The sequence below is a fragment of the Acidithiobacillus sp. TH-A36 genome (assembly GCF_057473445.1).
Genome location: NZ_JBYCKP010000297.1, coordinates 1 through 10,362 on the forward strand (window position 1 = coordinate 1; position 10,362 = coordinate 10,362).

The following is a 10,362-nucleotide window of genomic DNA, read 5'->3' on the forward strand; positions in this document are numbered from 1 at the left end:
TGGCCGGCAACCGCGCCCACACCCGCTGGGCAATACGCTGTACCAATGGTGCGAAACGGGCGACATCTGCACTCATTGCAACTGATGGATCAGCGGCCCGTCGAGCACTCATCAGATAGATATCTCGGGATTTTTCATCAGCAGACGCTCCATGAAAAAAGCCATATGCCCTGAAGTATTAAAGGCGTGCGGCCAACGTTCAACCGTCACAGCCAAATCTTGCAGCGCGCGCGAAACCGGGGCATCCGGATACATTTCCACAACCGCTTTCTGGGAACGAACCGCCGCACGCAGGGCAGGATCCAGCGGAATACTGCCAATCTGTTCCAACGTCACATCCAGATATCCGTCGGCCACTTTAGCAATACGCTGGAACAAGGCATCCCCTTCTCTTTGATCCCTGACCATGTTGGGTAACACCTTGAAACGACGCACTCCATGATTACGACTGAGCACCTTGATTAACGCGTAGGCATCCGTAATGGAAGCGGGTTCGTTGGAAAGTACTACCAGAACTTCCTGTGCTGCCTGACTGAATGTCAGCACGTCGCCGGCAATACCTGCAGGCAGATCTATCAACAGATAATCCATATCCAGACTCAGATCACCAATACCCTGAATCAAATTGGCCTGAGACTGTGTATCCAGATTGGCCATCTGTGCCACTCCACTGGCAGCGGGCAGGATGCGGATATTCCACGGGCCGGTAATGAGCACCTCTTGCATGCTTTTTTCGCCGGAAATCACATGCGACAGGTTATAGCGCGGACTCAGCCCCAGCAGCACATCGACATTGCCAAGACCAAGGTCCGCATCAAAAAGCAGGGGCTTGGCCCCCTGCTGCGCCAAAGCTACCGCCAGATTAACGGCTACATTGGTTTTGCCCACCCCACCCTTGCCACTGGCAATGGCGATTACTTTAATTGGTTTTCTTGCCCGCATTCGGCGTAGCCCTTCTGCTTGATCCAACCTGTTTTCGTCCTGAACCAATATATTCAACCCGGATTTATTCATAACTGGCCGCCATGGTAACGGCTCCCCGGATCATCTGCCAGTTTATCCTTATGGAACACGCTATTCATCTTGAGCAAGTTCATTATTTGCTCCCACGGCGCCTCATGCATATCTTCCGGGACTTTCTGGCCATCACTATACCAGGCAACGGGCAGATGCTGTGCGGCAAGCCATTCCAGCACTGCCGCAAAGGCTGGAGTTTCATCCACCTTGGAAATAATGGCTCCACTGAGAGGAATATCCGTATAAGGTTGCAGGACAGTAGCCAGATTTCGACCACTAAGACTGGCAGGAATCAGCAGAAATCTTTGCGCATCAGCGCCCAGTGCCGCAAACCACTGGAGTTGTTCATTCAATCGGGGATCCCTGGGTCCCATGCCGATGGTATCTATAAATATCCATGAACGGTCACGATGTTTTTCCAGGGATTTCAACAAATCCTCAGGGCCTTTGATCACATCCAGAGGAACACCGAGAATACGCGCATAAATATCGAGCTGTTCAACACCGGCGATCCGATAAGTATCGGTAGTCAGAAGTGCTACCGAGTGAGGACCATGCCGGAGAACCTGAGCAGCAGCCAACTTGGCGACGCTGGTGGTTTTACCTGAACCCGTTGGCCCCATCAAAACAAACAATCCTGGTTTTTCCAAAGATACCTGGCTAATCCCGACCTTTTCCTGGAGAGTATTGAGCAATAACTGCTCCCACTCCCGGGATTGTTCCTGCTCCAGAAACTCAGTAATCCACGCTTCGGAAAAGCCCATCTCCGTCAAGGCCTCCTGAGCGGATTGCTGCTCGAGTTGCGGCCCCCAACGTCTTTCCACCAGCTGTTTGAGGGCTTGCAGTTCATCACGCAATGGTGCGGAGACCAGTGGATGAGACATGTTACGTGGCGAGGCAGTTGTCGAAGATTGTAGCGCTGCTATTGCGGCCCCTTGCGCCGGTAGCTGTGCTGACTGGAATGCTTCCGTTTTTTCCGGATGGGTACGCAAAGGCTCTGGCCAGGCCGGGATGGATTGGGTTTCATTCCATTGTTTTTCATCAAAATCAATGGCAGCTACTATTTCCACTTCACCGTCAGACTCCCGATTGGAGAGAATCACTGCATCAGGACCCAGAGTGCCCCGAATCTGCTGGAGAACTTCCCGGGTGTTGGCACCACTAAATCGTTTGATTTTCATAAAAACTGTCTCCTGTTAGACGTTCAGGCACCATTCTGAAAAATCAGGCACCCAGGGTAGCCACCACCCTGATTTTTTTACTTTCGGGTATTTCCGCATAAGAAAGAACCCGCATCCGGGGGGCACTCCGCGCCAGAAAACGTGCCAAAAACGTGCGCATGGGGGCCATGGCCAACAATACCGGCTGCATACCCCCTGCCTCCATTTGCTGCATCAAGTCCCCTGCCTTTTCCAGTACGCGCTGTGCCAAACCCGGCTCCAATGCTTCGCCGTTACTATTGCGCAGACTCTCTTGCAATAAGTGTTCCAACTGCCCGTCCAGCACGGCAACAGGTAGTTCTGACTGCCCGGGAAACAGTCCCTGAACAATATAGGGACCCAGAGCTGTGCGTACGGCTGCCGTCAATTCGTCAACATTCGGGCTTTGGGGTGCATGCTCCGCCAAAATTTCGACAATGGTGCGCATATCGCGAATCGGGACCCCCTCATTCAGGAGGTTTTGCAAGACTCTTTTCAGCTTGTCCGGGGAAAGCATTTTTGGAATGACATCTTCCACCAGTTTGGGAGAACGACTGGCCAAATGAGAAAGCAAGCCTTCCACTTCTTCCCGACCCAACAAGTCCGCACCATGGCTTTGGAGAATCTGGTGCAACTGGGTGGCAATCACGGTAGCCGGGTCCACCACGGTATAACCCAAAGCCACGCTTTTATCGCGCTCTTCCTTATCAATCCAAACGGCGGGTAATCCAAAAGAGGGATCGGTGGTCGGGGTGCCCGCGATTTTTCCGAGAACATTTCCGGGATCAATCGCCAGCAGCAAATCCGGAAATACCTCCCCGCCCCCCACCTCCACGCCTTTCACGTTAATACGATAAGCCGTTGGTCTTAATTCCAGATTATCCCGAACATGGACTGCCGGTACCAGAAATCCAAAATCCTGGGCAAATTTTTTGCGAACGCCACGAATTCGAGCCAGTAATTCTCCCCCCTGGCCTTTGTCCACCAGTGGAATCAAACGATACCCTACTTCAAGTCCCAAAGGATCCAATGGCTCCACACTCGCCCAGGTCACCTCCTCCGGCTCTACACCACCAACAGGGGGTTCGACAACTTTTTCCGGTGCTTTACCCTGTTTGCCATACCAGACGACTGCGCCCAACAATGCCGCCGCACCGAGGAAAGGCAAATGGGGCATTCCTGGAATCAGACCCAGTATGGCCAAAATAACAGCCACGATAGTCATCACCTCTCTATTTTGAAATACCTGGCCGATCAGTTGTTTGCCCAAATCCTGACCGGTATTGACGGTGCTGACCACAATACCGGCCGCTATGGAGATGACCAAGGCCGGAATCTGTGCGACCAGTGCATCACCAATACTCAACAAGGTATAATCGTGCGCGGCTGTACTTAAACTCAGACCATGCTGCCAGATGCCAATAATCAGACCACCAATCAAATTGATAAACAAAATCAAAATTGCCGCTACTGCATCACCCCGCACAAATTTGCTGGCACCATCCATCGATCCGAAATAGTCGGCTTCCTGAGCAATTTCACTGCGCCGTCGATGGGCTTCTTCCTGATCGATAATTCCCGCATTTAAATCGGCATCAATGGCCATTTGTTTGCCGGGCATGGCATCCAGGGTAAAACGGGCACTGACTTCGGCAATACGACCAGCCCCTTTGGTGATCACCACAAAATTGATGATCACCAGAATGACGAAAACAATAATGCCAACGACGTAATCTCCACCCACCACAAACTGACCGAAAGATTCAATCACCTGCCCCGCTGCGCCCGGACCATTCTGTCCATGCAGGAGAATAATACGAGCAGCAGCCACGTTCAGGGACAAGCGCAGCAGGGTCGTCAGCAGCAAGGCTGTAGGAAAGGCTGCAAATTCGAGGGGCCGCTTCATGTACAGGCTGACCAGCAAAATAATCAACCCCAGGGTAATATTGAACGTAAACAGAATATCCAGCAGAAAAGTGGGTAGCGGGATAATCAGCATGGCCAGTACCATAATCACCAGTATGGGCGCGGCCAGAGTATGCCAGTTGAGTTTTTGTATGAGACGGCTGATAAAGTTCATCGATTAATCCCGTTTATCCAGTTCTGCAGGAACTGACCAGGTATCCGGCAATGGCGGATACTGCTGCGGAGCAGCAACCCGTAATTGATATAAATAGGCGAGAAGTTCTGCCACTGCCCGATACAAGCTCACAGGAATTTCCTGCTCCAGTTCGACATGATGAAACAGGGCGCGAGCCAAAGGTGGCGCTTCGACAATAGGAATGTGGTGTTCGGCTGCAATTTCACGAATTTTTATGGCAACCAGATCGGCACCTTTGGCGAGTAACATGGGTGCACGTTGTTCCCCTTCTTTATAACGCAGGGCAACGGCATAGTGAGTTGGGTTGGTCACAATGACATCGGCTTTAGGAATGGCTGCCATCATTCGCCGGCGCGCCATTTCCCGCTGCATGGCGCGCACTTTGGATTTGATTTCAGGATTACCATCCGACTCTTTCATTTCATCCTTGATTTCCTGACGGGACATTTTCAACTTCTGATTCAGGGTCCAGATCTGGAAAGGGACGTCAAAAAGCACGATCAACAGTGTGGTGGCGGAGAGGGTCAAAAAAACCAGTCCGCTCATTCGCATCAGATGTAAAAGCGCATGATCGGGGGTTTCCGCTACCAGCCCGAACAGGGCATGACGCTGCGCCCAAAGCAGGGTCACCCCGAAGCCGCCAATCACCAGGGTTTTCAAAACCGCTTTAACCAGTTCCAGAGCACCATGTTTGGAGATGATTTTCTGGGCACCACTGATTGGGTCCAGCCTGGTAAAATCCGGTATTAAGGATTGGGTACTGAAAACCCAACCTCCGACCATCAGTCCCGCCGCCATAACCGCTACCAGCAAAATCAGGAAATAAGGCAAGGTCATCCAGGTAGCCATCATTAACATACGTGCAAAATGTCTGAGTAACTCACCGTTATCCGTCATTTCGGGAGTAGACAAATGCAGACCGGCATACAAAAAAGCAGAAAGATTTTGATAAATATGGTCCCCAAACACATAAAACAAACTCGCTGAAACCAGTAACAGCGCGCTGGTAGAAAGCTCCCGGGAGCGCGCTACCTGCCCTTTTTTGCGGGCGTCCTCCTGACGTTTCGGCGTCGCCGCTTCAGTGCGTTCCTGCGCGTTTTCTTCCGCCATCAGACGCCCCCCCCCTGCTCTGTGACCGAAACGTCATGGCTGTGCCGCCGTCAACATGGCTTTTCCGGCAAAAGTCATGGACATGCTCAACAAATGTTCGACCAGCATTTGCATGGCGGGCATGAATATATAAATGGCCAGCAGCCCGAGTCCCAGCAATAGCGGAAAGCCGATCACGAAAATATTCAGTTGGGGAGCGAGCTTGCCCAATATCCCCAGTGCAATATTGACCAGTATTAATGTACCCAATACCGGCGTGGAAATGGCCAGGCCCAAAGAAAATATCACGGCCCCTTCGCTGACCAGCAAATGCCAGGTTGAGGGGTTCAGGCTGAGGCTGGCGCTGACCGGCAACAAGGTAAAGCTGCGCATCAAGGTCGCGAGTACCAGCAATTGTCCATTCATCCCCATGAAAAGCAGCAGTACCAGCAAATTCAGAAAATTGGACAAGGTCGGGACCTGCACACCGGTAACAGGGTCGAAAAAGCTGCTGAACCCCAGGCCCATCTGCAAACTGATCACCGAACCCGAGAACTGGATCACACTGAAAATCAGGGTAACGGCAAAACCCAGTCCAAAACCAATCAATAATTGCTGAATCAGGAGAACCACCCCTTCGCCGCTCAGGAAATGCACGGCGGGCATGGCCGGCAAGGCCGGGGCAATAGCCACGCTGATCAGCAGCGCCAAGCCTACCCGAACCTGAACCGGTACTTGGGTCGCACTGAATACCGGCGCTGTGGACAGCAGGGCCAGCACCCGTACGAAAGGCCAGAAGACCAGACCGATCCAGTGCTCTAACTGCAGACTGGTAAAGTGAATCATTGATCAATGAGATGAGGAATATTATGAAAAAGCTGGATGGTATAATCCATCATCAAATGCAACATCCAGGGTCCGAGAATAACCATGACCAAGCCCATGGCAATCACCTTGGGCACAAAACTCAGGGTCATTTCGTTGATCTGCGTAGCCGCCTGGAAAATGCTGACCAGCACCCCGACCACCAGAGCAATACCCAAGAGCGGAGCAGAAAGCAGGAGCGTCGTCCAGATGGCACGTTGCCCCACATCAATAATACTTTCAGGAGTCATAATAGATTCTCCTCAATGTACAAAACTTTGTACCAGCGAGCCGATCACCAGATCCCAGCCATTGACCAGCACAAAAAGCATCAGTTTAAAAGGAAAAGAGATGGTGACGGGTGACAACATCATCATGCCCATGGACATCAGCACTGCTGCCACGACCAGATCAATGATGACAAAAGGAATAAAAATCAGAAAACCGATCTGAAACCCGGTTTTCAGTTCGGAAGTCACAAAAGCTGGAACAAGCAAAGTGATGGGCGTATCGGCAGGGGCCTGCAACTGCTTGTGTCCGGATAATTTGACAAAAAGTGCCAGGTCGTCGGGTCGGGTCTGGGAAAGCATAAAAGTCCGCAGGGGTCCTTCGGCACGAGACATGGCCTCAGTGAGATTAATCTGGTTTTTGCTTAATGGCTGCAGGGCCTGGGTATTAAGCTGCTGAAAAACCGGCGCCATCACAAAAAACGTCAAAAAAAGGGAAAGCCCGACAATAATTTGACTCGGAGGCATCTGGGTAGAACCAAGAGCTTGTTTGAGCAGGGATAACACAATGATGATGCGGGTAAATGCGGTCATCATCAGTAACATGGCTGGCAGGAAAACCAGCACGGTCATGAAAATCAGGGTTTGGATGCTGAGGCTGTACTCGGTAGCGCCCCCAGCCTGTGGCGTTGCGGTCAGGGCCGGGAGCCCTCCTGCCAGCGCAATCCCCGGCAGGAAAAAAACCATCAGTCCGGTGAAGAATCTCCTGAAGGTGGATGTTGATCGCCGGTTTTTACATTTCCCTTGGGGGCTGGGGTGTTTGGGCTCCATGTTCCTTGCTTGCGCCTCTCCATCGCAGTACGTAACCAGCTGGCAAAAGCCGTTGCTGAATTACTGGTCGTATCCGGCAGCGCTGTCTCCAGGGTATGCAACAGATGAATGCCTGTTGGTGTTACCCCGAGTAGCAATTGCTGCTCTCCGACCTGTACTAGCAAAAGACGTTCCCGCGTCCCCAAAGGCAGTGATGTCACTACTTTGAGCCCGGCAACCGGGTTATTCATTGCCCCCGGCTGGAAATGTTTGAGCATCCAGATCACCACAAAAAATATAGCCAATACAAACAACAAAGCTGCAAACAACTGCAATATGGACATCCATGAAAAGGGGCTGCCCGTGTCCATCACGGCGGGAGTACCTGCTTGGGCCAAGGGACTGAACCCGGACAATACCCAGAAGATCAGCCAAAATTTTGGCGTTTCAAAAAGGTGTTTCATCGCAATTTTTTTGCGCGCTCTGCAGGGCTGACAATGTCGGTCAAACGGATCCCGAATTTGTCATTCACCAGCACGACTTCGCCCTGGGCAATCAGATAACCGTTGACCAGAACATCCATGGGTTCACCAGCGAGCCTTTCCAACTCGACCACCGAACCTTGGGCAAGCTGCAACAAATTACGAATCTGAATTTTGGTTTTCCCCAATTCCACCGAAAGGGTTACTGGAATATCCAGTATCATGTCGAGATTTTGTGCCTGGGTTCCCGTCGTTCGGGAAGCTTGCAATTCCGGCATGGACACGGGTGTTGCTGTTTTAGCGGATGCGGCTGATGCAGCATCGTCCTGCTCTGCAGTGCCACCTGCCTCTCTGGAAACAGCTTCAGAAGGATTCTTGGCCGTTGTTTCTGCAGCCTCCTGTTCGCTCATTGCTGCTGCCCAATCGGCCATAATATCGTCTGCCTGAGCATTGTCCGCAGACTCTGTTGCAGACGCCGCCGGGGTTTTCTTTTCTTCAGCCATCTTCTAGTTCTCCATAGCGGCTATAGCTGCATGCCCGGCAATCATTTCCGGACATAAATGTTTTTCCAACTGCACAGCAATTTTTCCGTTAGAAACCCCATAGCGTCCGGAAAAAATCGGGATTCCATCCACCTGAGCAAAAACCTCCTCGGGCATTTCTACGGGAATAATGTCTCCATCACGGAGCGCCAATAATTGCCGAAGCGTCAGTTGCGTTTGCAGAAAGTTTATTTCCATTTCCAGGGAGGCCTCCTGCATTTCATCTTGCATGGATTGTACCCAGCGTCGATCTATTTCCGAACGGTCTGCCGTTGTTCCTGCGGTCAGTTGATCGCGAACCGGTTCCACCATGCCATAAGGCAGACAGATCTCAAACGTGCCACTACCCGATTCCAGTTCAACATTAAATGTACTGACAATAACCACTTCCGTAGGTGTAGCAATGCTGACAAATTGCGGGTTCACCTCGGAACGGGTTAGTTCCGGATTTAATTCGGTCACGGGTGTCCAGGCATTTTTAAAGTCTTTAAATGCCAGGTCCAGCAGTCGTTTAATAATTCTTTGTTCCAGAGGCGTGAACTCACGGCCCTCAATACGCGCATGAAAACGCCCATCTCCTCCGAAATAATTATCTACCACTGCAAAAATCAGTCGTGGATCAAAAACGAACAACGCGGATCCTCGCAAGGGTTTGATTTGCACAATATTGATATTACTGGGAACGACCAGTCTGCGTATAAATTCACTATATTTAATCAGGCGCACCGGACCCACAGAAATTTCAGCCGTACGGCGGAGAAAATTAAACAGACTGACCCGCCAGAGTCGTGCAAAACGTTCGTTGACCACCTCCAAGGTGGGCATTCGGCCACGCACAATCCGATCCTGATTCGCCAGATCATAGGGACGTACGCCGCCCGGATCAGGCTCAGGTTCTACTTGGGTTTCCACCTCACCATCTGACATACCCTTAAATAGGGCATCCACTTCATCCTGAGAAAGAATATCCTGTACCATGGCGTCACCGTATATGGAGTGTCAGGACAGTGCAAGATTCATGCAAAAGCATTGATCAGTCCCAAATGCACTCTGAGAATAGTGGAAGGCGCAGTACTCTCCAGCGGCTCTGTCATGGATTTGACAGTGCCTGTCGAGGCTGATCTGTTTTTGGAAAAAAACCGTCCACCGCCATCTGCACCCACATTGGCTTGACCAAGACTCATACCTGCAGCGGCAAAGCTTTGTTGCAACTGTGGGATGGCCGCACTGATGGCCTGCAGAACCTCCGGATGCGGCGATATAAAAGTCGCATTTGCCTGTCCATTAGCCTGAATATCCAAATGCACTTCCAGAGGACCTAAATGCGGCGGATTGAGTTGTAATGTTGCCTGCTGAATCCCCTGCCCCAACAGGAACTGAACCTGCTGCCCCAGAGCTTCACCCCACTGGGGATTGGCACCGACCGGAGTGGCCACAACCTGCACAGTAGGCGTAGATGCAGCGGGTGGTAACATAATCGTGCTGGCAAGTAACGGCGCTGCACTGTTACCTGCAAGACTGACTCCCGGATCAGAAACGGTCTTTAATAATTGCGTGGAGGGATCAGCCCAGGAATTACTGAAAGCACTTGATGCGACAGATTGCGGGCCGGTATTGGAACTCGCAGCGAATGCCTGGGCGAGATTCTGCAGAAAATGTCCGACAATTTGTGATGCTGCCCCATCTTGGATGGCCGAACGCGCTACTGAAGCAGTCAATTTTCCGTCCGTAACCGGGTGATCAGCATCTGCCACCTGTAAAAGGCCCACTTGGGAAGATCGGTGCAAAACGGAGTTGTCTGATACTTGTGCTGACTGATTCCCGGGCCCACCCATATGAGTAGCAGCGTCACTCTCTCCAGAAATGTTACCGGAAGAAAGCGTCTGACTGGAATCCGGCGGCATGACGACAGGTAACGGCGGCAGCAACCCGCTCGGCAAATTTTCTGTCATTACAATAGATGAATTGGCTGGTTGATCTTTCGATTTTTTAGGGTCACTGTCTTTGCTAACCGTTCCATTTTGATCTCTA

11 protein-coding genes are annotated in these 10,362 nt (G+C 51.5%); all 11 read right to left on the minus strand.

Features of this window, described 5'->3' with window-relative positions; all coding sequences use genetic code 11:
• Window positions 1-111 precede the first annotated feature (111 nt).
• Window positions 112-1,014, minus strand: coding sequence for a MinD/ParA family protein (locus AC2VLY_RS07745; protein WP_227485147.1), 903 nt, complete (start codon window positions 1,012-1,014; stop codon window positions 112-114).
• The gene (gene flhF / locus AC2VLY_RS07750; protein WP_486893938.1) at window positions 1,011-2,198 is read right to left on the minus strand and encodes a flagellar biosynthesis GTPase FlhF; all 1,188 of its coding nucleotides are present in this window, start codon (window positions 2,196-2,198) and stop codon (window positions 1,011-1,013) included. Before flhF ends, AC2VLY_RS07745 begins: the two co-directional genes overlap by 4 nt.
• Before the next feature lie 43 nt (window positions 2,199-2,241).
• Window positions 2,242-4,296, minus strand: coding sequence for a flagellar biosynthesis protein FlhA (gene flhA, locus AC2VLY_RS07755; RefSeq protein WP_486922055.1), 2,055 nt, complete (start codon window positions 4,294-4,296; stop codon window positions 2,242-2,244).
• Between the two features lie 3 nt (window positions 4,297-4,299).
• Complete coding sequence (gene flhB / locus AC2VLY_RS07760; RefSeq protein ID WP_193650662.1) at window positions 4,300-5,427, minus strand: flagellar biosynthesis protein FlhB; 1,128 nt, start codon at window positions 5,425-5,427, stop codon at window positions 4,300-4,302.
• A gap of 33 nt (window positions 5,428-5,460) precedes the next feature.
• Complete coding sequence (gene fliR, locus AC2VLY_RS07765) at window positions 5,461-6,252, minus strand: flagellar biosynthetic protein FliR (protein WP_486893935.1); 792 nt, start codon at window positions 6,250-6,252, stop codon at window positions 5,461-5,463.
• Window positions 6,249-6,521 (minus strand): flagellar biosynthesis protein FliQ, encoded by a 273-nt coding sequence (gene fliQ / locus AC2VLY_RS07770; RefSeq protein ID WP_193650660.1) that lies wholly within the window; start codon window positions 6,519-6,521, stop codon window positions 6,249-6,251. Before fliQ ends, fliR begins: the two co-directional genes overlap by 4 nt.
• A gap of 12 nt (window positions 6,522-6,533) precedes the next feature.
• Complete coding sequence (fliP, locus tag AC2VLY_RS07775) at window positions 6,534-7,244, minus strand: flagellar type III secretion system pore protein FliP (protein ID WP_193650659.1); 711 nt, start codon at window positions 7,242-7,244, stop codon at window positions 6,534-6,536.
• Complete coding sequence (gene fliO / locus AC2VLY_RS07780; protein WP_193650658.1) at window positions 7,244-7,771, minus strand: flagellar biosynthetic protein FliO; 528 nt, start codon at window positions 7,769-7,771, stop codon at window positions 7,244-7,246. The genes fliP and fliO overlap by 1 nt, the downstream gene beginning before the upstream one ends.
• Complete coding sequence (gene fliN, locus AC2VLY_RS07785) at window positions 7,768-8,292, minus strand: flagellar motor switch protein FliN (RefSeq protein ID WP_193650657.1); 525 nt, start codon at window positions 8,290-8,292, stop codon at window positions 7,768-7,770. The genes fliO and fliN overlap by 4 nt, the downstream gene beginning before the upstream one ends.
• A 3-nt stretch (window positions 8,293-8,295) precedes the next feature.
• Window positions 8,296-9,309, minus strand: a complete 1,014-nt coding sequence (gene fliM / locus AC2VLY_RS07790) for a flagellar motor switch protein FliM (protein WP_193650656.1) — start codon at window positions 9,307-9,309, stop codon at window positions 8,296-8,298.
• Window positions 9,310-9,347: 38 nt separating this feature from the next.
• The coding region (locus tag AC2VLY_RS07795) for a flagellar hook-length control protein FliK (protein WP_486922056.1) at window positions 9,348-10,362 on the minus strand (1,015 nt) is incomplete at its 5' end.

Excerpts from the sequence above, each read along its gene's own strand:
- AC2VLY_RS07745 (WP_227485147.1), bottom strand. The coding sequence starts at position 1,014 with ATGAATAAATCCGGGTTGAATATATTGGTTCAGGACGAAAACAGGTTG.
- flhB (WP_193650662.1), bottom strand. The coding sequence starts at position 5,427 with ATGGCGGAAGAAAACGCGCAGGAACGCACTGAAGCGGCGACGCCGAAA.
- flhA (WP_486922055.1), bottom strand. The coding sequence starts at position 4,296 with ATGAACTTTATCAGCCGTCTCATACAAAAACTCAACTGGCATACTCTG.
- fliQ (WP_193650660.1), bottom strand. The coding sequence starts at position 6,521 with ATGACTCCTGAAAGTATTATTGATGTGGGGCAACGTGCCATCTGGACG.
- fliR (WP_486893935.1), bottom strand. The coding sequence starts at position 6,252 with ATGATTCACTTTACCAGTCTGCAGTTAGAGCACTGGATCGGTCTGGTC.
- fliM (WP_193650656.1), bottom strand. The coding sequence starts at position 9,309 with ATGGTACAGGATATTCTTTCTCAGGATGAAGTGGATGCCCTATTTAAG.
- fliN (WP_193650657.1), bottom strand. The coding sequence starts at position 8,292 with ATGGCTGAAGAAAAGAAAACCCCGGCGGCGTCTGCAACAGAGTCTGCG.
- flhF (WP_486893938.1), bottom strand. The coding sequence starts at position 2,198 with ATGAAAATCAAACGATTTAGTGGTGCCAACACCCGGGAAGTTCTCCAG.
- fliP (WP_193650659.1), bottom strand. The coding sequence starts at position 7,244 with ATGGTTTTTTTCCTGCCGGGGATTGCGCTGGCAGGAGGGCTCCCGGCC.
- fliO (WP_193650658.1), bottom strand. The coding sequence starts at position 7,771 with ATGAAACACCTTTTTGAAACGCCAAAATTTTGGCTGATCTTCTGGGTA.